Source organism: Pseudoalteromonas sp. SCSIO_11900 (genome assembly GCF_000576475.1).
Lineage (GTDB): Bacteria > Pseudomonadota > Gammaproteobacteria > Enterobacterales > Alteromonadaceae > Pseudoalteromonas > Pseudoalteromonas tetraodonis.
Genome location: NZ_KK070023.1, coordinates 2,802,788 through 2,829,685, shown reverse-complemented (window position 1 = coordinate 2,829,685; position 26,898 = coordinate 2,802,788). Strand labels below are relative to the sequence as shown.

Sequence of the window (26,898 nt, the reverse complement as noted above, 5' to 3'; positions counted from 1 at the left end):
CTATGCCTCGGTCGTGTCATTGATTTACTCGGCTGAGGTAAGCTGACTTTTTATAAACGCTTTAGCGCTTGGCAAGTCATCAAATAAGCAATCTTGTAAATGAGCGTCACGACCTGAGCTGTGCATAATACGTTTTAGTTGCCTTATGGCTATGGGAGAGGTGAGTATAAAGGCACTCATTATGCAATTATTTATCCCCATTGTTTGGCTAACATCGATCATATTTTTTTCAGCGTCAGGGGTGGCGGCCACAACGTCAGGCGAGTGGCTAATATAGCCCCAAGGTTGATGTTTAAACGTTGCAATGGTGTCTAACAGAGCGGCTTTAAAGTGATTTAATAACTCAGGGTTTAAGTTGCCTTTAAATTGCGCAATAACAATATTACCCTCAACATAAAAACTGTAACTGCCGTAATTATTTTTAAATTTCAATAGCCGCTCCTTTGTCTAGACCTTATTATGTGCTGATGGATACCATAACTATTACTTATTAATAATGTAGTCCAACGCACCCGAAATTGCCGCAACTTGCGCTAATATGCATTCTTCAGGGGTGGCCGTTGCACTATCTGGGTAAACTTCCGTGGTTGTAACGTAGGTCGCATCAGATAACCCCATGCATAAACCTAACTCTTTTGCTGCATAGTTTATTACCCCAAATTGTTCTTGAGGTACACCAATTAATTGTTTATTTTCATCGCTTGGAGCGATGTGTGTGACCTTTTCAACACATTCAATAATAGCTTTTTGAAAAGCAGGCTCTGGTTTGTTGCTGTCAGCGACTAAATAAAAACCGTCTGGAATATTCCAATTAGTATTTACTTTACCTTCGCGCGCTGCAAGTGCAGGGCGAAATTCACTGTTATCTGAATCAGTGGTTTCATGCAAATCGATATGCGCGATTAAATCAGTATTTAAAGATTGCACATAATTCATTACCAATGCAGATTCTTGCGCTGGGCTGCCTTCATAAAAAGAACGGTTTGGATCAATTGCTTCTGGGTTCCAGCGGTTTATTGTTTCATAACCCCATGGGCTAATGCAGGGAGTAATCACCAGATTAAATTTCTCTGCGTATTGAGTTGCCAATGTTTTTGCAAACCTTAACGCACCGTGTACTCCGCTGGTTTCGTAACCATGTACGCCGCCAGTGATTAGCACTGTGTGTTTATTTTTATCAAAGTTTTGGGTTTTTAATGCAAACAAAGGGTAACTGTTTTGAGCATAATTAAGTTCACCATATTGCTCTACAATAAGCGTATCTTTTAGCTCATTAATTAGCGTTAATACTTCATCGTTATAGCTGCGTTTAATTTTCTGGGCTTCAAGCCATTGGAGTTTATGATTGTTATTCCATTTTTCACCAGGGTTGCCAATAGGGTAGGTACTGTTATTCATATTAAACCTTTACGTTGAATTATCTCTGCGGGCTATAGAGCACATAGACCATAATGACGAAAATAAAGCGTTAGCTTAACGCTGACTAAAATAGCGCGCAAGTATATGCGATAGTCACTGCATTAGTTAATGGCTGAGCTTGAATGCGGATAGTGCCTTTGTTGCATAAAGTCTTCTAAAAACCATGCGGCAAACTCATGTCTGCCCTCTACATCGGCTTTACTATAGATGTCTGATGCTTGTTGGCGTACTGTTTTTTCTTTAGTGTTTCTTAGTGCGCTTATTTCTTTAAAGCTTAAGCCTTTAAGTAATAACATCGCGACTTCTTGCTCACTGCGAGTCAATGTCCATTGTGAAAATTGGGTTTGAATAACACCACTGTATTCATGACGCGCGTCTTTCATTTCCTGCGATATGTTGTTTAACTGAGTCACAGAACTGTGTAATTCGCGCTTAAGGTTAATAATTTTTTTAGTTCGCGTGTTAATATCTTTAATTAAATACAGAGCACCCAAGGCAGAAATAATCACAATTAAGCTCTCAGTAAAAATATGCCACTGCGGCACCCCTAATTTTAAATCCATGATCACGTCAAAAAAATTTAACACCATGATCACCAATAGCGTTGCTGCGATTATTTTATCTCTCATTAAGTTCTCTAATATCAGTAGGTTAAATTTGCAATGGACATATGTACTGTACTGCCAAAATCAGGGTTTATAAGCATATTAAGGCGTTTGCCTGATGATTTAACAGTCTAAAAAAGTCATGGTTGATTCTATAAAATTAATCAAATGTGAACAAACTAAATGCTGTTAAATTTTACAAAAAAAATGCGTCATTTTTTGCGTATTCAATATACGTTATTTTTCTTCTTTACGGTGACTTTATTAACATTTAATCCTGTGTTTGCTTCGCAAAATTTAGCACCTGTAGGGCTTTCTTCACTCAGTGGTTTTGATGTTGAATTTGCGCCGATTCAAAAAACAGAGTTTATTAACAGGCAAAGTTTAATTGGTGAAGTTAATTTCAAACCTGGGGTCAATTATACGGTGCTGTTTGCGTTTGATGTACAGCAGGTTCGTTACTTATACCCTAACGGCAGCATGGTTGAAAAGGGCGCCACTATTGCAAGCGTTGAGGGCAGTGATGTACACCATTTTTTAGATGCCTATCAATCAGCAAAAGACATGCTCGCTATTGCTAAAAGCCATTACGACATAAACCAACAACACTTAAAAAACAAAATAATAAGAAGTTCTGAATGGGTTGAAATCACAAAAAGCTATTTTGAAGCCAAGCTAAATTTTGAACATATGCAACATCAAATGGCATTTTTAAACATTGATGATAATGAAAACGTGACCTTAGTGAGTCCAAAAACGGGCATTTTAAAACTCACTAATGAGTCGGGAAACCGTGTGATGGGTGACACCGCGTTTGATATTATCGATGCAAGTAGTATTCGCGTTAAGATTAAAGTCCCTCTTAGTTTTTCCAACACGTTAGCGCATTTCAAGCTGTCAGAAAGTTGCAGCTTAAATATTGAGAGCTATGACAGTATTGCAGATAAATACCATCAAATAGTGTGGGCGTCGCCAAGCTCAAATGAGTGCCAGCTTAGACTGGGGCAAACTATCAAAGTCACACCGGTAAATAAATTAACGGGCTTTAAAATAGCAAAGTCAGCGGTGTTTGAATTTGAAGATGTTAATTATATTGCTTTAAAGTCTGGCGATAAGCTTGAGTTACTGCCGATTGAGCTCAAGGGTACACAAGGCAAAGACTATGTATTTACTGCTAACAAAAACCTAGATGATCAGCAGGTACTAATAAGCTCGGTAAGTGCGCTACAGGGTATGTTGCTTCACTTAGGGAGAGAGTAAATGTTAAACCAGCTTATTAAGTTTTCACTTACTCAGCGTTTGTTTGTTAGTATTTTTGTTATTGTTGCTATGGCCATTGGTGCTAAATCTTGGTTAAGTATTCCGGTGGATGCTTTTCCAGAAATATCGCCCACCCAAGTTAAAATAGTTTACAAATTACCCGGCATGAACGCCCTTGAAATAGAATCGCAAGTAACACGGGTGATTGAAACCGAATTACTGGGTATTCCGTCACAGCAAATGCTGCGCTCTACCACTAAGTATTCTATTACCGATATTACCATTGACTTTGAAGAGGGCACCGACATTTATTGGGCGCGTCAGCAAGTGAATGAGCGTTTATTAAATATTTTGCCCACCTTGCCCAGTAATATTAGTGGCGGCATGGCGCCAATGAGCACGCCTTTGAGCGAGGTGTTCATGTTTACTATAGAAAGTACTCACTTATCGCTGATTGAAAAAAGAGAGCTTTTAGATTGGCAAATTCGTCCATTACTGCGCACTGTAACCGGTGTTGCAGATGTAAATAGCCTTGGCGGCTTTTCAAAAACCTATGAAATACTTCCCAATACTTTATTGATGCAACAGCATCAAGTCAGCTTTGATGAAATGAAGTTAGCAATCACGCAAACGAATCAAAACGGTGGCATAGGGCGCTTAGAAAAAGGCAACGACACCTTAATTTTGCGCACTGAGGGCAAATACACCGATATAACCGCCATTGAAAATACCGTGATTAAGTCCACTCAAAATAAGGTTATTCGGTTAAGTGATATTGCCACGGTACACGTTGGCAGTTTAACCCGTTATGGCGCAGTTACTAAAAACAGTGAAGAGGCGGTACAAGGGCTTATAATTGCGCTTAAAAATAGTAATACAGCGCAAGTTGTTGAAGATGTAAAAGATAAACTTCGCACCATTGAAGCGTCATTACCGCAAGGCACAAAAATTAATGTGTTTTACGACCGTTCTAACTTAATAAATACCGCAATTAGCACCATTACTAGCGCACTAGGCCAAGCGATTATTTTAGTGATAGTGCTACTTGCCTTGTTTTTAGGTGATATTCGCTCTTCATTGGTGGTGTCTTTGTCTTTACCTATGTCGGCATTGCTGACATTTATAATGATGAAGCAGTTTGATTTATCGGCTAATTTAATGAGTTTAGGTGGCTTAGTGATTGCCATTGGTATGCTGGTGGACTCATCGGTAGTTATTGTTGAAAACATAGTGAATCGGTTGGCTAATAATCAGCACCTCCCTCGGCTGCATGTTATTTATCGCGCCTGTAAAGAAGTCGCGGCGCCAGTGTTCTCAGGCACAATCATTATAATTATCGTGTTTTCACCGCTATTAATGCTAACAGGGTTAGAAGGCAAGTTATTTACCCCAGTGGCGCTCACTATCGTGTTTGCCATGCTTAGTGCGCTGTTGTTATCGTTAACGGTTATTCCAATTTTAGCCTCGTTGTTATTAAAAAATGAACCCGTAACCCAGCCTAAAATGGTCACGCTATTACAAGGTTTTTATACTAAAACACTTGCCCAAGCAATTAAAAAGCCGGTGGCTATTAGTGTTATATCAGTTGCTGTTTTAGTGCTCAGTGGGGTGTTATTTCAGGGACTTGGTAAAAGCTTTATGCCCGTTTTAGATGAAGGCGACATTATTGTGCAACTGGAAAAATCGCCGAGTATTTCCTTGCAAGCCTCGTTGGATATAGATAAACAAATTGAAGCCACACTGTTAAAAAACACCCCTGAAATCGTACAAATTGTTGCCCGTACCGGATCCGATGAACTCGGGCTTGATCCTATGGGATTAAACGAAACCGATGTGTTTATGGAATTAGCGCCAAAAGATACGTGGCGTTTTGACTCCAAAGCGCGGCTAATCGAGGATATTCGACAAACACTTGCGCAATTTCCTGGGGTAAATATTGGCTTTACTCAACCAATACAAATGCGGGTATCAGAAATGCTCACCGGTGGCACCGGTGATATTTCGATTAAAGTATTCGGTAATGACATTGCGACACTTTCCTCATTAGCTGAAAAAATCACGGCACTTGCCACTAACATTGACGGCGCAAGTGATGTGCAAATGGCGCTTATCGAAGGGGGTAAATACGTAAATATTAAACTTATTCCTGAGGTTGCTAGTCAGTTTGGTTTAACCACCGAAGGATTAAGTGATTATTTAAAGTCGCAATTAGAAGGCCTACAGGTATCGGCACTGCAAGAAGGAAACCGCGTGATCCCAATTGTGTTTAATGCACAAAAAGGCGAAAGCGCAGCACACTTTGAGTTATCGTCAATGAGCGCATTAAAACAAAAGCTAATTTTAATGCCCGACAACAGCCTACTACCACTTGAAGAGGTGGCTAATATTAGCTTTAAAACGGGGCCATTGTTAATAGAGCGAGAAAAAGCAAAGCGCTTTGCTTCTGTAAGCGTTAATGTGGATAACCGCGATGTGGTTAGTTATGTAAATGAACTGGAAGCTAAAATTAATAGCAGCATAAAATTACCCAGTGGTTTTACCTTGTCGTTTGGTGGCGAATTTGAAAGCCAGCAACGTGCAACACAAAACTTGCTGGTGCTTATTCCGGTGGCATTAATACTGATTTTCATTATTTTATTTACCACGTTTAAATCCTTATCTAAATCAACGCTGATAATTGCTAATATTCCGTTTGCGTTAATGGGGGGAGTGATTGCCCTGTTTATTAGTAATGAATACCTGTCGGTGCCTGCATCGGTTGGTTTTGTTGCTTTACTTGGCGTAGCGGTACTCAATGGTATTGTGATGATCAGCTACTTTGAGCAAATGAAAATGTTTTCTGCCAATGTAACGCAGCGCATTTTAGATGGCGCAAGCAGACGCCTTCGCCCAGTGTTAATGACAGCCACAACCGCCATGTTTGGTTTACTGCCACTGGTATTTGCCACCGGCCCTGGCGCTGAGATTCAAAAACCATTGGCAATTGTGGTTATTGGCGGGTTAATTACCTCAACAATTACAACACTTTATTTATTACCTATCTTTTATGGTTGGTTGGAGAAAAAACATGGCTGAACAGTTACTTTTTACCCTAAATGTACCCACAAACATAAAAGATGACGTGGTTGATATATTAATTGGCATAGACTGCATTACCGGCTTTAACTTAAAAAACATTGAAGGCTACAGTAAAGAGCACAGTGAATTTGACATTGCCGAGCAAGTAGAAGGGCATCGCAGCTTTTATCAGTTTGAGGTGCATATATTATTACCTGAACTTGCCATAGTAAAAACGGCGTTAAGCCCTGTTTGTAAGTACACGCCGTTAAAATATTGGGTAACCCCAATTTATGAAAGTGGGCACTTAGGATAACTCAGTATCTAGCATTTTATGCTGCTGAGCATTCTCAGCAGCATTGCGTGTTACTCGAACACTCCTTTTATGACTGCATGGGTGTTTTGCACCATTAAAGTGCCGTTAGCCCATACATACTCAGGGGTTAGGGTCTCTTTATCGAGAAGGACAACATCCGCGTCGCTTGTTGCTTTAAGGCGGCCTTTATCAAGTCCTAAAATATCGGCAGGGTTACTTGTTATGCTCATTAAAGCGTGCTCTATAGGGACGTTGTATTCTTTGACTGCTTGCTGAAACGAACTCAGTAGTGATGCCTCTTTGCCTACCTCAAGCCCCAATAAATTAAAGTCTTTATCAAAAATAGGTAAGCTGGCATGGCCATCTGAGCTCATAGTAAGTTGATTTGGTGCTACACCTTGTTCTAAGCAGTAAGCAAGAGCATGGGCTGCTGCATATTCACCATGGGCTAAATCATAGTCGGTTGTGCTGGTGGTAAAGTCGATAGTACCGCCCTGATCACAAAAGTGAATACCGGCATCAAGAAGTGCTTTATTGCGGTTCATATGCGTAGGGTAAAACTGTTTAAGCTTAATATCACTTTGCTCAGCCACCTGATGTAAAATAGTTAAATGGCTATCAACAGGGCCAACATGAATACTCACAGTGCCTTTTTTACCACTGAGCATACCGGCTACTTTGGCCTCTGCTGCCAATTCTGCTAATTGCTGTACCGTAGGTTGGCTCCTGCGATGATCAGAAATCGCCACTTCGCCAACACCTATAAACTCCTCTATATACATGATGTCGTCAGTAATTGAGTGGGTGAGTGTTTTCGCGGGTAAATGATACGAACCGGTATGGCAAAATACATTCAGCCCTTGCTCTTTTAGGCCTTTTGCTTTGGCAACCAAGTTGGTCAGTGTACGTGAGCTTGAATCGGTACCCAGTGCGGCCACCACCGTGGTGGTGCCCGATAAGGTTGCATCGGTTAGGTTCATTTCAGGGGTGCGGCTGGCAAATCCAGCCTCGCCACCTTGTGCAAAAACAGGTGGTGATTGTTGGTCGTTAACTGCTTGATATTGTGAAAGCTGCACAGTATGGCTGTCAGGCTCTGCATTAAATACCCCAGAGGTAATAAATACCGTGGCCATATAGGCAATCACTGCCACGCAAAGCAAAATGATGCTTGCATCGGGCATAGAAAATTGTTTTTGTTTCATAATTTCACTTTAATAAAAGGTCATTGTGTTGATGCGTAAATAAACGCTTAAACGTACTTTAGCACTTAATAGGCAGTGTCACTGTAGCCATGACCTGTAATAAAAGGAATGCCGCAAAGCGTTTGCTTTGCGGCTAAGCGGTTAAAAACGGTAGCTAATACTTAATTTGTAATTAGCACCTAGGGCATTATGGTTGATTGAATCAAAGCCACGGCTTGAACCATAAAGTGTGGGTGGCTCTTTATCAAAAATATTATTGATGCGCGCGCAAAGTCAGCGATTTATTAACATAGTAACCCGCAGATAAATCCCAAACGAGCCAGTCATCAACCTGATGCTCACCTTTTGAGTCTAGTACGCCAAGTGAATCTAGCTCATCAATTTCACGGCTACGCAGGCCTTCTATATCATCTTCGTAGCTGCTGGTGTAGTTTGCACCTAATTAAGGTAGTAACTTTGCGCTTCCCAATCTATTGACATACGCGCAATATTTTCAGGATAACGATAAGTTCCCACCAGCTTCTCTAACTAGTCAGACCCCGGTTTATTACGTTCAAACTCAAGGTAATGAGTGCCGTCAAACGCAAAGGTTAAATCGCCGCTTGGTAATACAAACCTATGGTCAAACTTAAAGTCTATGCCAGCTAATGTTTGTGACCCAGTGTTTTCAAGTGGGATTGCATGATCGCGAAACAGCGGTAAAAATAGCTCGTCATCACGTGGGTTAAATTCACCTATATAATTGCTTAAAATCTCAGTTAAATTAGCGCCGTCTTGCTCTATGTTTATATTACTGTTGTCGGTGACATCACATAATGCTTCATCGTACGATATGCCTTGCTCGCCCGGTGGTACAATGCCACAGTGACGAAGTGACGCATCGGTTATGGCGCGGTCGAGCACTGCGGTCATGTTGGTATCGATTACTTCTTCATGATCAAACTGCCAATAATCAATGGTTAAATTAGTATTAGCCGAGGGACTCCATGCAAAACCAACACTAATAGCCTCAGATTCTTCTGCATTTAGATTTGGGTTACCTAACTCTAACGAATTAACACTCACTTGGGTGCCATCACCCATACAGTATAAATCGGCTACAGCTTGGTTTGCACCACAGTCAAAAGTAGATTGTGTGGTTCTTAATTTAACGCCAGCCTGCGTTAATGATGGTGCTCTAAACGAGGTTGACCATGAACCACGAACAACCAACGAATCAGTTGGGCGATAGCTCAAACCTATTTTAGGATTAAAGGTGCCACCAAAATCATCGTAATGATCGTATCGACCTGCTGCTTGCAGCTCTATTTGCTCTGTGAGTGAAATACTTAATTCAGCAAACGCTGCATATTGAGTGAGATCGGCTTCTGATAAACTAGAGCCAAAGCCAAATACATCAACAAGATAGTCTTTATCTGCTTGAGCTTGTGAATCAAGCGAAGGAATGTCTCTTAGCTCTTCACGGCGTGCTTCTACTCGTTCAATGTTGGTGTCGGTGTTGGTTTCTTGTGCATGTGCAAAAGTGATCGGGTTCAGTAATGCGCTTACTGTGGCCGCAATTGTTAGTTGACGAAACATCTTAAATACCTTTTGTCTTTTTAAGCGCACAAAAACATACAAACAGATCTGTGGCTTTTAATTGTTATATTTTTAGACAGGGCAGTGGTGAAATGACACGCTAAGCCCCTCACTGTGAAAAAGTGAGGTGGTGGGCTACTCGTCAAACCACTCCGAAAGGTAGTGTGGTGAGTAGAAATATGTTGTAAGCAAACGTGCTTTTTTAAACATAACTCTCATTCCAAAAGGTTTTTGACAAAGCCAGCAAAGGGGTGCTAGCTTACTCGCGTTTTAAAGTTCCTTTTTTTCACAGCAAGTGAGAGACGCTCTCGCAAGTTATTTCTTATAATTTTTTACATGAGTATAACATAATGGAACGAATATATTTACCAAACAAACGGTTAGCTAAATCGCGTACAGTAACGGCTGTTTTTTCGTTTTTTATTGCTTTTTCGCTGCAGTTAAGCGCAAAAGAATCTGAACAAACGTTAGTATTAGTCGGCGGTGCACTCACAACGTGTGCTAGTTTAAGCCCTAAAAATTGTGAAAAAAACACACAAATTCCGGGTAAAATACATAATGTATTTGCGCTCTCCCACGCTAAAATTAGTCAAATAAAGCTACAATGGCCAAGTAAAAATACGCAAGCTAAAAACAAAACTATTAAAAATTTAGCAACAATGCAGGCTAAATCATCACCCACATTGTCAAAAAAAGAGCTGTTATGGTTATGGCGCGATATTGATAGTAAACAGCTCAATAGTTTAACGGATCAAGAATACAATTTTGTAATAGATATGCTTGAAGTAGCGCAGCTGCAGAGCGACAATACGCGACTAAAAGAGCAGGTCAATACCGCGCTTAATAGCGAATCCGCCGCGACAGATATTTTGCAATTTATATCGGGCAGTTTAAAAGTAAAAAGTACTAACCCGAGCATACTAGCCATTACCGCCTCAAGCAGAGACCCTTATGAATCTGCTGATTTTTACGAAGGATTACTTCGTTTTCCCAATATAAATTCACAATGGCTTGCATTAACTCCTGCGCTTGCTAAAGCAATAACTACCAATAAATGTGATGATTTAAACACGCTTAGGCACTCTGAAATGGGGCTATATCAACGTGAATATATTTACCCTGATCGCACTCAAGCAGAATATTTGCTGTGTAAAAACGGCACAGACGCTCTAGTGCAGCTAATCAAAAATAGTACCGGTGTTATGTTTAATGGCGGCGATCAAAGCTTAACGCGCAAGGTATTGTTTGATGAAAATAATCAGCCATATCCATGGACAAAAGCGTTACAGTCTCGCCCTGTTGTTGTAGGTACAAGTGCAGGCACCGCAGTGCAAAGTGGCGGGCAAGCGCACGGTGGTAATGTGGTTATGATCACTAATGGCACAAGTTTATCGGCATTGAAAGAAGGCGCGCAAGCCATTGATGCACCCAGTGAGCGCTCAAACAGCGATAGTTTAACTTACAACCGCTTTGGGGGTTTAGGCACATTTAGTTACGGTGTACTCGATACACACTTTAGTGAGCGAAACCGTACATTAAGACTAGGCACCTTGCTCGACAGCTTCAGTGCAAATCAAGCTCAACCCGCATTTGGTTTTGGTGTAGACGAAACCACCGCCTTAGTGGTTATTAAATCTGAATCAGGGAATTTAATGACCGTAATTGGTAAAAATGGTGTGGTGATGGTTAAATCAACAGGGCAGGCTCAGGCTGAAACTAAAACCTACAGTTACTCGTACTGGCCTGCTGGCAGTGTGATTGATATTAAAAATAATGATTTTACCTTAAGTCAGCGCAGTATTAGCCAAGCATTACCAGCAATTAAAATACCGCCTTTACCGGTTCAGCGTTTCGGCAGTATTTTAACGGATGCCAAATTGCGCTCTTTAACGCAAGCCATGTGCTTGAGCCAAGAACAAACCGCTGTTGGTCAGCAAGATGCGTTTATTATTAGTCTATCAACTAAGCCTGAGTCGGTTTATCACCGTATTAGTGCTGAGCAGTATGGCTGTGCGGTGAGTAATTTAGAAATTTCAGTGAGTACCTTTTAATTTAATTAAACACGCTGCTTAGTTGATTTTAGATTAAGCGGCCATACTATATTTAAAGCGTGTTATTAAATCACAACAAAAGGAAGGTTCATGAGTAAAGTAGCGGTTATTTATTTTTCTGGATATGGCCATACCAAAAAAGTGGCGGAATTTGTGGCTGATGGAGCAAACGCTCAGCTTATTGCAATCGATGAAAATGGTGATATTAAAGACACCGATTGGGATGCATTAAACAATGCAGACGCCATTATTTTTGGTGCACCTACCTATATGGGCTCATACCCTTGGCAGTTTAAAAAGTTTGTTGATGCCACCTCTAAAGTGTGGTTTACCATGGGTTGGAAAGATAAAGTGTTTGGCGGTTTTACTAATAGCGGCAGCCTAAATGGCGACAAACAAGTCACCCTAATTAGTATGCAAACGTTAGCTTCACAGCATGGTGGAATTTGGGTAAGCCTAGGGTTACCACCCGCCAATAAATTGGAATCAACCCGTCAAGACATCAATAACTTAGGCGGTTCGGTTGGCGTATTAGTACAATCACCTACTGATGCTGACGAAACGGCTATTCCATCAGGCGATTTAGAAACGGCTCGTTTATACGGTGAGCGCGTTGCTGAAATAGCAAAACGATTAAAGTAAAAATGACCTAAATTAAGTTTATTTAATCCGTAAAGCCACACTTAATTAGTGTGGCTTTTTAGTTTGATAGCCCCAGTTCTTGCCTATGCTCAAGTTGATATAAGCTTGAATATTCACGTTTATGAACTTCAAATAAATACGCTCTCAGTTGCTCTTTACCATGGTGAATATGCTTTATTTTAGCTGCTATGCCACACTCACTGTGCCTAACGGGTTCTATGTCTAATGATATAGCCGCTTCATTGGGTAAAATAAATTGCATATTTTGTAACTCATCAAGCTCACTGTTTATTGATGTGGATTTTAAAAATATTCCTGTGCTTGAGATAGATTCAATGCAAAAACCTTGGCTTTGAATATTTAATTCACTTAATCGCCAGCTACGTTGAGTGCCTTTAGTATCAATCACTTCTGGGGCTGCTAACACAGTACTGAAATGGCCTAATTCATCAGTTTTAAATTGAAGTGGAAATCACAGTTGGTAATGAGCTACTTCTGCTAATAGGGTTAATTTAGCCTGACCAAGTAAATGCGCAATACCATCTGGTATTGATGTTTGTACTGTTAGTTTTGTTTCATTAATTAATGCTGTACTTTGACTAGGTTCAAACAACCCAGATAAAAAGTTAATTTCTTCGTCAGACAAATCTATGTATTTTCCTTAATACCTAAATCGTAGATTCTATTCCTTACAAGGTTTCTGCCCAATGAATGACCCGTTTATTATTTTGTAGGATTTAGCCTGTACGGCTTTATTTTTATACAATTTATAATTTTAGCTTTTCTGGCTAAAAATATAAGCACTTGATTTAAAGTAATTATATTTGTTTTTAAGCTTATTTAGTTAAATGATTGAATAGATTTTTTGGTATTCTACCCCCCAATAACAGCAATAAGTTAAGTAATGAAGTGTACAAAATTAAAGCGCTCTGCAACGTTTTTATACCAACTATGCGTAAATGAGACTTAGGTCTAGCTTACGAAGCATAAGGAAATACTTAAAATAGCGCCCAAATAATAATGGGGTTTAAGGGGTTCCAAATGCAATTAGAACGAATTCGTCATAGTGATTTACACAACAAAGTGATGTCTGCACAGCAGGCCAGTTTATTTATTAAAGACGGCATGACCGTAGGTATGAGTGGTTTTACTCGTGCCGGTGAAGCGAAAGCTGTACCACGTGCGCTTGCCGAGCGAGTACGTGAAAACCCAATGAAAATTAACCTAATGACGGGCGCGTCATTAGGTAACGACTTAGATAAGCTACTTACTGAATCAGGTGCGTTAGCGCGTCGTATGCCATTTCAGGTAGACAGCACATTACGTAAAGCAATTAACAACGGTGAGGTCATGTTTATTGACCAGCATTTATCTGAAACTGTTGAACAGTTACGTAATCATCAGTTAACTATGCCTGATGTAGCGGTGATTGAAGCCGTTGCTATTACAGAAGAAGGCCACATAGTACCAACTACGTCAGTAGGTAACTCAGCAAGTTTTGCTATTTTTGCCAAACAGGTAATTGTAGAAATTAACATGTTACATCAGCCAGAGCTTGAAGGGCTGCATGATATTTACATCCCTTCGTATCGTCCTACGCGTACTCCAGTGCCGCTCGTGAAAGTAGATGACCGTATCGGTAGTACTGCTATTCCAATCGATCCGGCTAAAATTGTGGGTATTGTATTTACCAATCAAAGTGACTCATTTTCAACAGTAACCGACCCAGATGCAGATACCGCCTCTATTGCACGCCATTTAGTTAACTTTTTTAAAGAAGAAGTAGCGCAACAGCGCATGCCTGCAAATTTAGGCCCATTACAAGCGGGTATTGGTAACATAGCCAATGCAGTCATGATGGGTTTATTAGACTCAGATTTTAAAGACCTCACTATGTACTCAGAGGTATTACAAGATTCTACCTTTGACTTAATTGATGCGGGTAAACTTAATTTTGCCTCTGGGTGTTCAATTATTTTATCAGAGCGTTGTAACGCACAAGTATTTAATAACCTTGAAAAGTACCGCGATAAGCTAGTACTTCGCCCACAAGAAATGTCGAATCACCCTGAAATTGTGCGTCGTTTAGGTATTATTGCAATTAACACGGCACTTGAGTTTGATATATATGGCAACGTTAACTCAACTCATGTGTGTGGTACTAAAATGATGAACGGCATTGGTGGCTCAGGCGACTTTGCACGTAATGCGCATGTATCGGTGTTTGTAACTAAATCAATTGCTAAAGGCGGCGCTATTTCAAGCGTGGTACCTATGGTAAGCCACGTCGATCATACCGAGCACGATGTTGATATTTTAGTAACCGAGCAAGGCCTAGCTGATTTACGTGGTTTAGCGCCACGCGAACGTGCTGTTGAAGTAATTAAACACTGTGTACACCCAGATTATCGCAACGCTATGCTTGATTACTACGAGCGTGCTTGTGTACGTGGCGGCCATACGCCTCATATTTTAGAAGAAGCATTCAGCTGGCATACCCGCCTTGAACAACAAGGCACAATGAAGCAAAGCTAATACATAAACCCCGCATTTGCGGGGTTTTTAATTTATGATGCCGATGCTTTATAGCGCGTTGTTATTGTTTTGCCATAAGGTGGTTTAAGTTTTTACTGTGTGCTGTAAAATAACTGCATATTTTTTACAGACTCGCCGTGGCGAGCAACATACAGAGTAACCATAATGGAAAATAAACTAACCGCAATCGACACTCTCGCGGAACTTGAAAGCTTTTTACTGCAAGTGGAAAACGGCGGTTTAGGTTTAACTGGCGTAGCAGGCGTCGGCATGGCAACTAATAATGCCGACGGCAGCCGTTTTGTCGCGGTGTTTGATGACAAGCAACAGCTTTTATTAGCCCGTGAAATTACCGAAGAGATTTTTCAAAGCGGCCAAGATATGGTGCGCAACGGCGTAGGGCGTAAACACTAATACCTTACTACTAATTTAAAAAGCGCCAAATGGCGCTTTTTTTGTGGTTTATTTTAAACAGGTGTTAAATATAAAATAAATGGTAATTATTCACCAAGACAAACTATTTTCTAAGGATCTTTTTTAGCTATTGGCTGATCCTGCCAGTGTGCCAAGCTAGAGCGATTACCCTATCGCTCTAGCTTTAATGAATTTAAACAGCATAAATATCACTGAAATAGTTGAGCAAACTAAAATTCAGTTACAAGAAGATAAAACACTCTCGCCAGCGTTGAAGATGTCTATTGAACTCATTCTTGTTGTCGTTGTTATGCTAGCTAACCTGAGCTGCACATAAGAAATGGAACTAAATGCCCTTGCGGTGATCAGATCTTTCGACCAAGAAACATAAGATTACCGAGGCAAGGGCATGAATAACTTAAATGCAATTTACGTAGATGTCGATGATTTTTGTTTATTATTAGATATGGTCGATAATGTTACAGGTAGTTTATACGCAGATAAAGGTTATGTATCTGCAAACCTAAAAGCGGAACTTGCTGAGCAAGGGATTGATTTTATTACAGGTCAACGACGTAATATGAAACGTCAGCCAATATCATCTTGGGATAGAGCGATGTTATCAACGCGTTTCATCATTGAAACAGTTTTCGACCAGCTGAAAAATATGGCTCAAATAGACCACACAAGGCACCGCAGCTGCATCTCATTTATGGCTAATTTAATTTTAATGGCTGGATTAATTGCCTATACTTTTCAGACTAAAAAGCCGAGTATAAAAGTGACTCGGCTTTAATTCTTATGCAGATCTGAGATTAACTAGACCCTCTACACCTGAAAATTGTAATACTAAAAGGCATGGTATTGAGCCAAACACAATTGCAAATAATTTCATCAAACAATAAGGGTAAAGTGGTTTTTCTTTTTTGATCGATCTGCATAACATTCTCTATTGTATTTTTAGACTCAAATTACAATTTGAAAAACATGGAGACAAGTTAAATGTGTTTATTTTTTAAAATAATGAGAAAGCTGGTTTAGGAGGGTGCCATTAGCTCTCTTCCTATATATCCCCCCCAATCAGAATCAGAAAGTAGAAAATAAATTAGATTAAAAAGGGTGCGATAAATATTTAGAAAGGCAAATTTTATAGTGCGATAAAGAGGATGTTTTAATTTATAACTAATTGAAGTTAACAAAATTAATTGGTCGGTATGGAGAGATTCGAACTCTCGACCCCTGCCACCCCATGACAGTGCGCTACCAAGCTGCGCCACATACCGACTTCGATTGCAATAGTACGTGTATTTATAAAAAAATCAATAAGCTTTTGTTTGTTTGGATATTTATTGCGCAAGCGTTTAATATTAAGCGCTTGCGCCAGAAGTTTTACACGGCTTTACTCTTTATTTAACCACTGGTTGATCGTGTTATACATTTCATCTCGTAGTATTGGTTGCGCAGTTTTGTTAGGGTGTAAGTTATCGTTTTGCATTAGCTCGTTTTTTCCTGCTACTTTAAGTACAAAAAACGGCATTAAATAAGAGCCTGTGGCTTTGCTAACACTGGCAAAACTATCGGTGAACATTTTACTGTAACGTGGGCCATAGTTAGGTGGAATATAAATTTCCATAAGTGCGGTTTGTGCATTTGCAGCTTGGCTTTTTTCAATTAAAGCCGTTAAGTTAGTTTGCATTTTTGTGATTGGAAAACCGCGCAGGCCATCATTAGCACCAAGCTCAATGAGCACGTGAGTTGGTTGGTATTGCTCAAGTAGCGCGTCTAATCGGCGCAATGCACCGCCGGTGGTTTCGCCGCTAATACTGGCATTTACTAAGTTGATAGGGCGTTGCTCGGTATCGTATTTATCTTGTAACAATTGCACCCAGCCTTGTTCTTGTTTTAAGCCATAGGCTGCGCTTAAACTATCACCAAGTATTAAAATCGTGTTGTTAGCTACCGCGTGTAGTGGGTTAATAACTAAAAATAAAATGAATACACAACGTAGGATTGAATGGGTCATATGTCAGCGCTTTCTCAATTAAATATAATTCAAGTAAATGGTTTATCTAAAGTGGTTTCCACCTTTGAAGGTGAGTTGTCCATCCTCAGCGACATCAGCTTTAATGTCAAGCATGGCGAGTCTGTTGCCGTAGTGGGCACGTCGGGCTCTGGTAAATCTACATTATTGAGCTTGCTAGCAGGGCTTGATACCGCCAGCAGTGGCGAGGTGGTGTTAGATGGCGAGCCGCTGCACGAATTAGACGAAGAAGCACGTGCAGCACTGAGAGCTGCTAAAGTCGGATTTGTATTCCAGTCTTTTATGTTGGTACAAAGTTTAACTGCGCTTGAGAACGTGATGTTACCCGCTGAGCTTGCTGGCGAACGTGATGCTAAAGAGCAAGCGCTCGCATTACTTGAAAAAGTCGGCTTGAGTCACCGTGTTGATCATTACCCGTCGCAGTTATCTGGTGGTGAGCAACAACGTGTTGCCATTGCTCGCGCATTCGTGGGTTCGCCTAAAATACTGTTTGCCGACGAGCCATCAGCTAACCTAGATAGCAAAAACGGCCACATGATAGAAGCGTTATTATTTGATTTAAATAAACAAAATGGCACTACGCTTATTTTAGTTACCCACGATGAAGCACTGGCGCAAAAGTGTGAACGTATTATTCAGATTGAAGCCGGTGAGCTGGTACACAATTCAACAGAGGAAATGGCAAATGTGGGCTAAATTAGCGCTTAAACTATTTTCTCGTGAGTTTCGCCGTGGTGAACTAACCGTAATAAGCGCAGCCATTGCACTGGCAGTATTAACCGTGCTTACTTTATCTATGGTGACAGAGCGAATTGCACAAAGTATTGCCCAAAAAAGCAGTGCATTTATAGCAGCAGATCGTGTTCTTGCCAGCAATCACGCCATAGATACCGCCTTTATAACCAAAGCAGAACAACAAAACTTACAAACTGCACAAATGGTGTACTTTGACACTATGCTGTTTGCAAACGATCAAATGCAGTTTAGCTCAGTAAAGGCTGCATCAAACAGTTACCCGCTTAAAGGCCAATTGAAAGTTAAGTCGGGTTTGAATGCTCAAACTGAGGTTGCACCCGGTGCGCCAAGCCCTGGTAACGTATGGTTAAGTGAATCGGTTTTTTACAGTTTAAACATAAACGTAGGCGACCAAGTTGAATTAGGTGCCGCGTTATTTAATGTGGAAAAGGTGATTGTAGAAGAACCCGATGCGCCATTTAATGTGTTCTCTAGCAGTCGCAGAGTACTTATTAATATTGATGATGTACCAAAAACTGAAGTAATACAGCCCGGTAGCCGTGTATTTTACCGCCAGTTGTATGCAGGTGATGAAAGCGACATCAATAGTTTTTACGATTGGTTAAAACCGCAACTTAAAGAAAACCAAAACTGGTATGGTGTAAAAGACCGTCAATCACCCATTTCAAATAGCTTAAACAGAGCCGAAAGCTTTTTATTGTTAGCAGGTTTGCTGGGCATTATATTAGCCGCGGTTGCTATTGCAGTATCGGCTAAGCGCTATTGTGAGCGCCAATACGACCCCGTCGCGATGATGAAAACCTTAGGTGGCAGCCGCGATATGATCCGCAAAATTTACCTTATGCACTTATTAATGGTGTGTACCATGGCGGTAGTCGTTGGCCTTGCTATTGGTTACGGCTTACAAGAAGTTGCAACTGGTTACCTTGCAAAAAGCATGGGAACCGAATTGCCCATGGCAGGGTTTAAACCGTGGTTAGTCGCCATTAGCACCGGGGTTATTTGTGCGGTTATGTTTTCTATTAAGCCGTTGTTAGATTTATTTGATATTCCACCACTTAGAGTGCTTCGCCGTAATTTAGGCGACCGCCTTGCGGTAAGTAAAATCCATTTAGGGCTTAGCGCCTTAACGGTATTTTTATTAATGTGGTTATTTAGTAACAATATTAAAATTACCCTTATTTTATTTGCCTCAACGCTTGCGCTTATTTTAGTGTTGTTTTTAATTTCTAAATTAATATTTGGCGGGGGCCGAAAGCTTGGCTTAAAGCCAGGTAACAGCTGGTCGTTGGCTATTGCGTCTATTCAAAAGCGCGCCAACGTTAATGCGGTGCAGCTAATTAGTTTTTCGCTAGCGATTAAATTACTGTTGTTTTTAATTGTGCTAAAAAACGACATTATTTCGGATTGGCAGTCTCAGTTACCAAGTGATGCACCTAATGCCTTTTTGGTTAATATTACGCAAAATGAGCTGGATCCGGTAAATGAATACTTAGCGCAAAAAGGCATTCAAGTGTCGGAGTTTTACCCAACGATTCGTGGCCGCGTGAATGCAGTAAATGGCGAAGCAGTAGCACGTGAAGTGTCATTGCAAGACAACGAGAAAAAAGACGAAGAAGCCCGCTCAGGTATTGGCCGCGAGCTTAACTTAACTTGGCTTAACGAAGTCCCCTCACAAAATGACATTATCGATGGCCAGTGGTTTGGCGATGACGCAGTAGCTGAGGCCTCACTTGAAGAGTCGATGATGAAGCGCCTTGATGTGAAAATGGGCGATACCCTCACGTTTTTAATTGGTGCGCAGTCGTTCGACGCTAAAATTACCAATGTACGTAAAGTTAATTGGGCCACGCTTAAACCTAACTTTTTCATTATTTTAAGCCCCGATGTACTCAAAGACTTTCCGGCCACGTATATTTCATCAGTACGTATTGAGCCTGAGCAAAAGCGCGACTTTAGCCAGTTATTACGTACATATCCTACGATTACAGCGATTGATGTAGACAACTTTGTTAAACAAATACAATCGACTATTGAACAAGTGTCGTTAGCTATTGGCTTTGTACTGGCTATTGTGGTGTTGTGTGGCGCGTTGGTACTTATATCGCAGGTGCAAGCAAGCTTAGGTGAGCGGATGCAAGAAATTGTGATACTGCGTACTTTGGGCGCTAAAAGCCGATTAATCAAAAATGCCACCTTGTATGAGTTTTTATTACTGGGCGGTTTAGCCGGACTGGTGGCTGCATTTTTCAGCGATATTGCGTTATTGATTGTACAGCAGCAAATGTTTGATTTAGCGGGTAAGCTGCATCCTAATATTTGGATTATTGGCCCCGTTGCTGGTGGCGTGTTTGTAGCAGGGTTAGGCTATTTTATGATTGCTTGTACGCTTAAACAAAATACCCAAGGCTTAGTACGCGCATTGGCGTAAACTTTTCAGCCAAATAGCGTTTAAATGCCTACTTTTTATGTAGGCATTTTTGTTTTTGCTTGGTACTGGTAATTTATACAGTGCTCTGGCATTATTAGCACTATTAATAAATAACAATAATGAGAGTGCTGTTTGGCCATAATTTTAGGGATCGATCCGGGCTCGCGTTTAACGGGTTACGGTGTGGTTGCGCACCAAGGGGCTAAGTTTACTTACTTAGGCAGTGGCTGTATTAAATTAGCCGATCACGACTTTCCCACCCGACTTAAAATGATTTACCAAGGCATTACACAGCTTATAGAGCAATTTTCGCCTGAAACATTTGCTATAGAAAAAGTATTTATGGCGCATAACCCTGATTCTGCTTTAAAGCTAGGCCAAGCTCGTGGCGCTGCGATTGTCGGTGCCTCTATGGCCGACTTACCGGTTTTTGAATACTCAGCACGGCAAATAAAGCAAGCCGTTGTGGGTAACGGTGGGGCAGATAAATCGCAAGTTCAACATATGGTTAAAAACATACTTAAACTGCCAGGTACGCCGCAAGCCGATGCGGCGGATGCGCTTGCAATTGCAATTTGCCATGCCCACTCTGAACAAAATTTAATAAAACTAGCGGGTAGCGCAAGCAAAACCGTTAGAGGACGTCTAAGGAAATAACAATGATAGGTCGCTTAAACGGCGTGTTAGTTGAAAAACAGCCCCCAGAAATACTATTAGAAGTGAGCGGCGTTGGCTACGAAGTACAAATGCCAATGACCTGTTTTTACGATTTGCCTAAAGTAGGCGACAACGCCATTGTGTACACTCACTTTGTAGTACGCGAAGACGCACAGTTATTGTTTGGCTTTAATAATAAAACCGAGCGTGCGTTATTTAGAGAGCTGTTAAAAGCTAATGGCGTAGGGCCTAAATTAGGCTTAGCTATTTTGTCGGGCATGTCGGCGCAGCAGTTTGTAAGTTGTGTAAATAATGAAGATGCTACCGCTTTGGTTAAGCTGCCAGGGGTGGGCAAAAAGACCGCAGAGCGCTTAGTGCTCGAAATGAAAGACCGATTAAAAAATTGGGGTAATGACTTATTTACCCCATTTAGCGATAGCGCCGTAATAGAGCCTGCGAGCGATGCAACTATAGCCAATAATGCGGCCGATGATGCGGTTTCGGCGTTAGTGGCGCTCGGTTATAAATTGCCACAAGCGCAAAAAGCAGTAAAATCAATAAGCAAACCCGATATGTCGACTGAGGTTCTAATTAAAGAATCTTTGAAATCAATGCTGTGAGTAAATTATGATCGAAGCTGATCGCTTAATAGATGCTGCTGAAAAAACCAACGAAGACACCATAGACCGTGCTATCAGGCCTAAGTTACTGGCCGACTATCGTGGTCAGCCGCATGTTAAGCAACAAATGGAAATATTTATTGAAGCCGCGCGTAGCCGCAGTGAAGCGTTGGATCATTTATTAATATTCGGTCCGCCAGGCTTAGGTAAAACCACGCTTGCCAATATTGTAGCCAACGAATTAAATGTAAATATTAAAACCACCTCGGGCCCTGTGCTTGAAAAAGCGGGCGATTTAGCCGCATTGCTTACTAACCTTGAAGAGGGTGATGTACTGTTTATTGATGAAATTCACCGTTTGAGCCCGCAAGTTGAAGAAATACTCTACCCGGCAATGGAAGATTACCAGCTCGATATTATGATAGGTGAAGGGCCAGCAGCACGCTCTATTAAGCTTGATTTACCCGCGTTTACACTCATTGGTGCAACTACCCGTGCGGGGTCATTAACTTCTCCACTGCGTGACCGCTTTGGTATTGTACAGCGTTTAGAATTTTATTCTGTGGAAGACTTATCACACATTGTGGGGCGCTCAGCGCATTATCTTAGTTTAGAAATGTGTGACGATGGCGCCGCTGAAATAGCCAAACGTTCGCGCGGTACGCCACGTATTGCAAATCGATTATTGCGTCGAGTGCGCGATTACACCCAAGTAAAGTCAGACGGTACGGTTAATGCTGAGGTAGCTCAACAAGCCCTCGACATGATTGACGTTGATAAAAGCGGTTTTGATTACATGGATCGTAAATATTTACTCGCCATCATCGAAAAGTTTATGGGTGGCCCCGTTGGGCTTGACAACCTAGCCGCGGCAATAGGCGAAGAGAAAGAAACCATAGAAGATGTGATTGAACCGTTTTTAATTCAACAAGGATTTATTCAGCGCACGCCGCGAGGGCGAATTGTCTCTGATAATGCGTATCACCATTTTGGCTTGTTACCTAAAAAAGACTAAATAACCAGAATAACGAGACTCTTTCTAAAGCCACTGTCATTTTAACGACAGTGGCTTTTTTGTATAAGCAAAGGCTAAATTTAGACGTATTTTACTTTGCCAATAATTCACTGAGCGTTAAGACATATCAGGCTATTGTGCGGCTGTAGTAACGGTATTGAGCCCGAGTGTAACTAATTTTACAAATTGCGGGCAAAAAAAAGCCCGCAAATAATGCGGGCAAACAACAAGTTTAAGGAAGTAATCTAGGGAACTACGTTTTACTTGTTGAGGTCATACCCCAAGAAGTAAAAAAGTAATACGAAATAAATCATATTACGAAGAACTGGATTCAATGAAATAGCTTTCATTTAATGCGCTAGCTCGGTATAGGAGAATAATACCGAAGCGGCAGAATTTGTTCAAACTAGAAAATTTATATTTTCAGATTAAAAAAACTAATAGCAGGGGTTTTCTGTTTTTACTTAATGTTGCATGTTAATTAACCATTAATTCTATAAGTTAATGAAATGCTTTGTTTATGTATATTAACATATAAACGTTCGGTATTAGTTTTACTATTACGTTAAGGTAAGCGTGTAGTGTTTATGAGTGCTTATGCATTAATTTTGAATAAACAGCGTATTTTTGTGACTCTTTAGTGAAATTAAGCAGGCTTATAAATAGCCTTATTGTTATTTATTTATACAGTAAAACAAGAGTTAAGTAGTAAAACTATTTTTTTTAACGTTTTTTGTTGGCTATTCACAGCAATATCGTTGTCAGCAGGAAATACACTAGATACACTAGCTGAACTTTAATGGTGGCTAATGTGTTACAAAGTTACCTTACTCAAATAAATCAATTTGATGTTTTTAATTATTTAGGAGTTTAACGTGGGATCAGGGCTTAATTTTTTAGATCTAATTCTAGAAGCCAGTTTGCTTGTGCAATTAGTAATGCTAGCGTTGGTTGCTATGTCGGTTATGTCGTGGGCTATTATTTTTCAACGTAAAAAAGCCATCTCTGACGCCTTAGCAAATGCCAAAAAATTTGAGCATCGTTTTTGGTCTGGTGTTGACCTAAGTAAGCTATATAACGAAATTTCATCACGCGGTGGTCAATCAACGGGTATTGAAGCGTTATTCACCTCAGGTTTCAAAGAGTTTGCACGCCACAAAAAAAATACCTTTCAAAGTGCAGGCATTGTTATGGAAGGCACGCATCGTTCAATGCGGGTTGCGCTTTCTCGTGAAATAGAAAAACTAGAATCAAGCTTATCGTTTTTAGCAACCGTTGGGTCAATTAGCCCCTACATAGGTTTGTTTGGTACAGTATGGGGTATTATGAATGCCTTTATTGCCTTAGGTGAAGTAAAACAAGCAACCTTACAAATGGTTGCACCAGGTATAGCAGAAGCTTTGATTGCAACAGCAATGGGTTTATTTGCGGCTATTCCTGCCGTTATTGCCTATAACCGATTTGCTAATAAAGTTGAAAAGTTAGAATCTCATTACATTAACTTTATGGAAGAATTTGCCAATATTTTACACCGTCAAGCAGCTACCCAAATAGAGGCTCAAGCGAATGTACCAGCGTAAAAAGCGTCGCCCAGTCGCAGAAATTAATGTAGTACCATACATTGATGTAATGTTGGTGTTGCTTATTATATTTATGGCCACTGCGCCATTAATAACCCATGGCGTAAAAGTAGACCTACCAAAAATGGAAGAGTCAGACTTAGTTGATACCAAAGATACGCCGCCCATTATTGCCTCTATTGATTCGCAAGGTAAGTATTATGTAAGCATAGGTACTGATCCGGAAGAGCCAATGGAAGCATTAGATGTAGCCGCTGTAATTAAACTACAACTAATGAAAAACCCTGATACCCCAGTAATGATTAAAGGCTCAGGTAAAGTGTCGTATCAAGAAGTGTTACTGCTCATGGATTTTTTGAAGAATGCAGGTGTACCATCGGTAGGCTTAATGACCGAATCCTTTGAGGGGACCAAGTAGTCATATGAATACGTCGTTAATCAAATCAGTAATACTGCATTTAGCATTAGGGGGATTTTTGTATGCATCAGCAAACATTCATCCACCTAAACCTAAAGTAATGGAAGTGACGCTTAATGCCGCCATTCCTGAGCCAGAAAATGCGGTGTCTGCTGTGACCGTGGATCAACAGCAGGTTGAGCAAAAAATTGCTGAGTTACGCAAAAAAGAAGAAGATAAAAAGCGCGCTGAAGATAAACGCATTCGTGATTTAGAGCGCCGCGCAGCAGAAGCACGTAAGCAAAGTGAATCTGAAGCAAGACGCATTAAAAAGCTAGAGCAGCAGCGCAAAGCTAAAGAGAAAGAAAGAGCCGAAGCCGAAGCTCAAGCTAAAAAAGCCCGCGAAATAGAACAACGTGAGCGAGCAAAAGCCAAACAAGCGCAAAAGCAAAAGCAAGAGGCTGAAGATGCTGCTAAAGCGGCTGCCGACAAACGCAAAGCCGAAGAAGCCGCGCTTAAAAAAGCCGAAGAAGAGCGTAAAAAACGTGCTGAAGAAGCTGAGCGTAAACGTCAGCAAGCATTACAAGAACAAATACTGCAAGAGCAACTTGCCAAAGAGCAGGCTGCACGCAATAAAATACGTCAACAGCAAGTAGTGAGTGAAGTTGATAAATACCGTGCATTAATTATGGCGCGTATTCAGCAAAACTTATTAATTGATGAAAAAATGAAAAACCAGCAATGCCGCATTAATCTCCGTCTTGGGTTTAATGGCTTGGTTACGCAGGTTAAGTCGTTAGGTGGTGATAAGTTAGTGTGTGAAGCTGCTTTAAGAGCGGTTCGCATGGCCGACACATTACCGGTATCGAAAGATAAAGACGTATTCGAACAATTAAAGAATATTAATATAACCATCGCGCCAGAGTTTTAAGGGATGACATGTTTAACAAAATTAAAATAGCCTGTTTAGTTTTAATATTAGGGTTTCAGGGTGTTGCACACGCGGCACTTGAAATTGTTATTACTGAAGGTATAGACGGTGCAAGACCGATTGCGATTGTGCCTTTTAAATATCAAGGTATTGGCCCTATTCCAGAGCAGCTTAGCGATGTTATTGCTGCTGATTTAATGCGCAGTGGCAAATTTAAGCCAGTTAGCGTTTCACAAATGCCTCAACAACCACATAAAGACGGCGATATTGATTACGGCGCTTGGGTTAATAAAGGCGTTGAAGCGGTTTTAGTGGGTGAAGTAGAACAGCAAACCAACGGACGTTACTTAGTACGTTATGAGCTTGTTGATGTTATTCGCGGCCAAATTACTGGCGGTGAAACACAAATGATGAGCAACGGTAAGCTTGTTCAAAGCCAAGACCATATTTTAGAAGCACGTCAAAGCGTAATTGGTGAAACTGGATTTCGTCGATACTCGCACCGCATTAGTGATGTTATTTATGAAAAGCTAACTGGCGAAAAAGGCGCGTTTTTAACAAAAATAGCCTATGTTATTGTACGTGATACCGAAGAAAAGCCTTATCAGTTAGTCGTTGCTGATTACGATGGTTTTAATGAACAAGTATTATTGCGTTCAAAAGAGCCATTAATGTCGCCGGTTTGGTCACCTGACGGTACTAAGTTAGCGTATGTAACCTTTGAAAATCGCCAGAGCCAAATTTACATTCAAGACATTTATACGGGTAAACGCGAATTGATCACCAGCTACAAGGGAATTAACGGCGCGCCGCAATTCTCGCCAGATGGTAAAAAGTTACTGCTCGTGCTGTCAAAAGATAAAACTGGTGCAACTGAGGTTTACTTATTAGACTTACTAACACGTAAAGAGACGCGATTAACACGCCATCGTAGTATAGATACCGAACCTTCGTGGTACCCAAATGGTGAAGATATAGTATTTACGTCGGAAAGGGGTGGTAATGCTCAGATTTATAAGTTAAATTTAAAAACTGGCAGAACGCAAAGATTAACCTTTGACGGTGACATGAACCTAGCGGGTTCTATTTCGCCAGACGGAAAAGAATTAGTGATGGTAAACCGTACTAACGGACAGTATCATCTTGCTAAGAAAGAGTTGGCTACAGGTGCGTTTCAAGTTTTAACACGAACTCGCCTTGACGAATCACCGAGCATAGCGCCAAATGGCTCGATGATTATATACAGCACGCTCCACAATAATAAACAGGTACTTGCGCTAGTATCGATGGACGGTCGTTTTAAAGCACGTTTACCTGTGCTTGATGGACAAGTAAAGGCACCTGCTTGGTCGCCATATTTACAGTAATAATTGCTGGTTTACTCAAAATAG

At 40.7% G+C, this 26,898-nt stretch carries 21 protein-coding genes, 1 tRNA gene and 3 pseudogenes; 17 read left to right on the top strand and 8 right to left on the bottom strand.

The genetic code is table 11. The features are described 5' to 3' along the window. Positions 1-24: 24 nt before the first annotated feature. The 3 genes from BG00_RS13060 to BG00_RS13050 all read right to left on the bottom strand — a co-directional run bounded on the left by BG00_RS13060 (position 25) and on the right by BG00_RS13050 (position 2,048). Positions 25-432, bottom strand: coding sequence for a hypothetical protein (locus tag BG00_RS13060; RefSeq protein WP_036983074.1), 408 nt, complete (start codon positions 430-432; stop codon positions 25-27). 51 nt (positions 433-483) lie between these two features. Continuing rightward, positions 484-1,398: a M14 family metallopeptidase gene (locus tag BG00_RS13055; protein ID WP_036983072.1), complete on the bottom strand. Its 915-nt coding sequence runs from the start codon at positions 1,396-1,398 to the stop codon at positions 484-486. A gap of 122 nt (positions 1,399-1,520) precedes the next feature. Continuing rightward, positions 1,521-2,048 carry a helix-turn-helix transcriptional regulator gene (locus BG00_RS13050; protein WP_036983070.1) on the bottom strand — a complete coding sequence of 176 codons (528 nt, stop codon included), beginning with the start codon at positions 2,046-2,048 and terminating at the stop codon, positions 1,521-1,523. Between the two features lie 195 nt (positions 2,049-2,243). Here BG00_RS13050 and BG00_RS13045 point away from each other — a divergent pair, with 195 nt between their 5' ends. From BG00_RS13045 to BG00_RS13035, 3 genes are read left to right on the top strand one after another with little or no spacing between them, the layout of a single operon-like run. Next, positions 2,244-3,284: an RND family efflux transporter gene (locus tag BG00_RS13045; protein WP_253861393.1), complete on the top strand. Its 1,041-nt coding sequence runs from the start codon at positions 2,244-2,246 to the stop codon at positions 3,282-3,284. Next, positions 3,285-6,359, top strand: coding sequence for an efflux RND transporter permease subunit (locus BG00_RS13040; RefSeq protein ID WP_036983067.1), 3,075 nt, complete (start codon positions 3,285-3,287; stop codon positions 6,357-6,359). Beyond that, the gene (locus tag BG00_RS13035) at positions 6,352-6,657 is read left to right on the top strand and encodes a DUF3240 family protein (RefSeq protein WP_036983065.1); all 306 of its coding nucleotides are present in this window, start codon (positions 6,352-6,354) and stop codon (positions 6,655-6,657) included. Before BG00_RS13040 ends, BG00_RS13035 begins: the two co-directional genes overlap by 8 nt. Positions 6,658-6,707: 50 nt before the next feature. Here BG00_RS13035 and iadA read toward each other — a convergent pair whose 3' ends face one another. Beyond that, positions 6,708-7,859, bottom strand: a complete 1,152-nt coding sequence (iadA, locus tag BG00_RS13030) for a beta-aspartyl-peptidase (RefSeq protein ID WP_250653045.1) — start codon at positions 7,857-7,859, stop codon at positions 6,708-6,710. A gap of 141 nt (positions 7,860-8,000) precedes the next feature. Beyond that, a pseudogene (locus BG00_RS13025) lies at positions 8,001-9,335 on the bottom strand (TonB-dependent receptor domain-containing protein); the annotation flags it as partial. A gap of 452 nt (positions 9,336-9,787) precedes the next feature. Between BG00_RS13025 and BG00_RS13020 the strand changes: the two are divergent. Further along, on the top strand, positions 9,788-11,488 hold the full coding sequence (locus BG00_RS13020; RefSeq protein ID WP_036983063.1) for a cyanophycinase: 1,701 nt from the start codon (positions 9,788-9,790) through the stop codon (positions 11,486-11,488). A gap of 90 nt (positions 11,489-11,578) precedes the next feature. Continuing rightward, positions 11,579-12,130 carry a flavodoxin family protein gene (locus tag BG00_RS13015; protein WP_024601163.1) on the top strand — a complete coding sequence of 184 codons (552 nt, stop codon included), beginning with the start codon at positions 11,579-11,581 and terminating at the stop codon, positions 12,128-12,130. A 58-nt stretch (positions 12,131-12,188) separates the two neighbouring features. Here BG00_RS13015 and BG00_RS13010 read toward each other — a convergent pair. Continuing rightward, positions 12,189-12,782 (bottom strand): annotated as a pseudogene (locus tag BG00_RS13010) (hypothetical protein). 389 nt (positions 12,783-13,171) lie between these two features. Here BG00_RS13010 and BG00_RS13005 point away from each other — a divergent pair. The 3 genes and pseudogenes from BG00_RS13005 to BG00_RS12995 all read left to right on the top strand — a co-directional run. Continuing rightward, on the top strand, positions 13,172-14,665 hold the full coding sequence (locus tag BG00_RS13005; RefSeq protein ID WP_036983061.1) for an acetyl-CoA hydrolase/transferase family protein: 1,494 nt from the start codon (positions 13,172-13,174) through the stop codon (positions 14,663-14,665). Between the two features lie 165 nt (positions 14,666-14,830). Further along, entirely contained in the window at positions 14,831-15,079 is a 249-nt protein-coding gene (locus tag BG00_RS13000; RefSeq protein WP_008114111.1) for a hypothetical protein, read from the top strand. Positions 15,080-15,515: 436 nt separating this feature from the next. Next, a pseudogene (locus tag BG00_RS12995) lies at positions 15,516-15,875 on the top strand (transposase); the annotation flags it as partial. A gap of 410 nt (positions 15,876-16,285) precedes the next feature. Here BG00_RS12995 and BG00_RS12990 read toward each other — a convergent pair. Both BG00_RS12990 and BG00_RS12985 read right to left on the bottom strand, forming a co-directional pair. Further along, positions 16,286-16,362, bottom strand: a tRNA-Pro gene (locus BG00_RS12990). A 116-nt stretch (positions 16,363-16,478) separates the two neighbouring features. Continuing rightward, the gene (locus BG00_RS12985; protein ID WP_036983058.1) at positions 16,479-17,102 is read right to left on the bottom strand and encodes an arylesterase; all 624 of its coding nucleotides are present in this window, start codon (positions 17,100-17,102) and stop codon (positions 16,479-16,481) included. Between BG00_RS12985 and BG00_RS12980 the strand changes: the two genes are divergently transcribed. The 9 genes from BG00_RS12980 (at position 17,103) to tolB (ending at position 26,874) form a co-directional block, all read left to right on the top strand. After that, entirely contained in the window at positions 17,103-17,816 is a 714-nt protein-coding gene (locus BG00_RS12980; RefSeq protein ID WP_036983484.1) for an ABC transporter ATP-binding protein, read from the top strand. Then, a complete protein-coding gene (locus BG00_RS12975; RefSeq protein ID WP_036983056.1) occupies positions 17,806-20,307 on the top strand; it encodes an ABC transporter permease in 2,502 nt (833 codons plus the stop codon). Before BG00_RS12980 ends, BG00_RS12975 begins: the two co-directional genes overlap by 11 nt. Before the next feature lie 132 nt (positions 20,308-20,439). Continuing rightward, the gene (gene ruvC / locus BG00_RS12970) at positions 20,440-20,964 is read left to right on the top strand and encodes a crossover junction endodeoxyribonuclease RuvC (protein ID WP_008114131.1); all 525 of its coding nucleotides are present in this window, start codon (positions 20,440-20,442) and stop codon (positions 20,962-20,964) included. 2 nt (positions 20,965-20,966) lie between these two features. Continuing rightward, the gene (gene ruvA / locus BG00_RS12965) at positions 20,967-21,584 is read left to right on the top strand and encodes a Holliday junction branch migration protein RuvA (RefSeq protein ID WP_036983054.1); all 618 of its coding nucleotides are present in this window, start codon (positions 20,967-20,969) and stop codon (positions 21,582-21,584) included. A gap of 7 nt (positions 21,585-21,591) precedes the next feature. Continuing rightward, entirely contained in the window at positions 21,592-22,599 is a 1,008-nt protein-coding gene (ruvB, locus tag BG00_RS12960) for a Holliday junction branch migration DNA helicase RuvB (protein ID WP_013464636.1), read from the top strand. A gap of 875 nt (positions 22,600-23,474) precedes the next feature. Then, the gene (tolQ, locus tag BG00_RS12955) at positions 23,475-24,179 is read left to right on the top strand and encodes a protein TolQ (RefSeq protein ID WP_036983052.1); all 705 of its coding nucleotides are present in this window, start codon (positions 23,475-23,477) and stop codon (positions 24,177-24,179) included. Next, on the top strand, positions 24,166-24,597 hold the full coding sequence (gene tolR, locus BG00_RS12950; protein ID WP_016899822.1) for a protein TolR: 432 nt from the start codon (positions 24,166-24,168) through the stop codon (positions 24,595-24,597). The genes tolQ and tolR overlap by 14 nt, the downstream gene beginning before the upstream one ends. A 4-nt stretch (positions 24,598-24,601) precedes the next feature. Continuing rightward, the gene (gene tolA, locus BG00_RS12945) at positions 24,602-25,507 is read left to right on the top strand and encodes a cell envelope integrity protein TolA (RefSeq protein WP_036983050.1); all 906 of its coding nucleotides are present in this window, start codon (positions 24,602-24,604) and stop codon (positions 25,505-25,507) included. An 8-nt stretch (positions 25,508-25,515) separates the two neighbouring features. Beyond that, the gene (tolB, locus tag BG00_RS12940) at positions 25,516-26,874 is read left to right on the top strand and encodes a Tol-Pal system beta propeller repeat protein TolB (RefSeq protein WP_013464640.1); all 1,359 of its coding nucleotides are present in this window, start codon (positions 25,516-25,518) and stop codon (positions 26,872-26,874) included. The last annotated feature ends 24 nt before the right edge of the window (positions 26,875-26,898 follow it).

Excerpts from the sequence above, each read along its gene's own strand:
- BG00_RS13055 (WP_036983072.1), bottom strand. The coding sequence starts at position 1,398 with ATGAATAACAGTACCTACCCTATTGGCAACCCTGGTGAAAAATGGAAT.
- BG00_RS13050 (WP_036983070.1), bottom strand. The coding sequence starts at position 2,048 with ATGAGAGATAAAATAATCGCAGCAACGCTATTGGTGATCATGGTGTTA.
- BG00_RS13040 (WP_036983067.1), top strand. The coding sequence starts at position 3,285 with ATGTTAAACCAGCTTATTAAGTTTTCACTTACTCAGCGTTTGTTTGTT.
- BG00_RS13035 (WP_036983065.1), top strand. The coding sequence starts at position 6,352 with ATGGCTGAACAGTTACTTTTTACCCTAAATGTACCCACAAACATAAAA.
- iadA (WP_250653045.1), bottom strand. The coding sequence starts at position 7,859 with ATGAAACAAAAACAATTTTCTATGCCCGATGCAAGCATCATTTTGCTT.
- BG00_RS13020 (WP_036983063.1), top strand. The coding sequence starts at position 9,788 with ATGGAACGAATATATTTACCAAACAAACGGTTAGCTAAATCGCGTACA.
- BG00_RS13015 (WP_024601163.1), top strand. The coding sequence starts at position 11,579 with ATGAGTAAAGTAGCGGTTATTTATTTTTCTGGATATGGCCATACCAAA.
- BG00_RS13005 (WP_036983061.1), top strand. The coding sequence starts at position 13,172 with ATGCAATTAGAACGAATTCGTCATAGTGATTTACACAACAAAGTGATG.
- BG00_RS13000 (WP_008114111.1), top strand. The coding sequence starts at position 14,831 with ATGGAAAATAAACTAACCGCAATCGACACTCTCGCGGAACTTGAAAGC.
- BG00_RS12985 (WP_036983058.1), bottom strand. The coding sequence starts at position 17,102 with ATGACCCATTCAATCCTACGTTGTGTATTCATTTTATTTTTAGTTATT.
- BG00_RS12980 (WP_036983484.1), top strand. The coding sequence starts at position 17,103 with ATGTCAGCGCTTTCTCAATTAAATATAATTCAAGTAAATGGTTTATCT.
- BG00_RS12975 (WP_036983056.1), top strand. The coding sequence starts at position 17,806 with ATGTGGGCTAAATTAGCGCTTAAACTATTTTCTCGTGAGTTTCGCCGT.
- ruvA (WP_036983054.1), top strand. The coding sequence starts at position 20,967 with ATGATAGGTCGCTTAAACGGCGTGTTAGTTGAAAAACAGCCCCCAGAA.
- ruvB (WP_013464636.1), top strand. The coding sequence starts at position 21,592 with ATGATCGAAGCTGATCGCTTAATAGATGCTGCTGAAAAAACCAACGAA.
- tolR (WP_016899822.1), top strand. The coding sequence starts at position 24,166 with ATGTACCAGCGTAAAAAGCGTCGCCCAGTCGCAGAAATTAATGTAGTA.
- tolA (WP_036983050.1), top strand. The coding sequence starts at position 24,602 with ATGAATACGTCGTTAATCAAATCAGTAATACTGCATTTAGCATTAGGG.
- tolB (WP_013464640.1), top strand. The coding sequence starts at position 25,516 with ATGTTTAACAAAATTAAAATAGCCTGTTTAGTTTTAATATTAGGGTTT.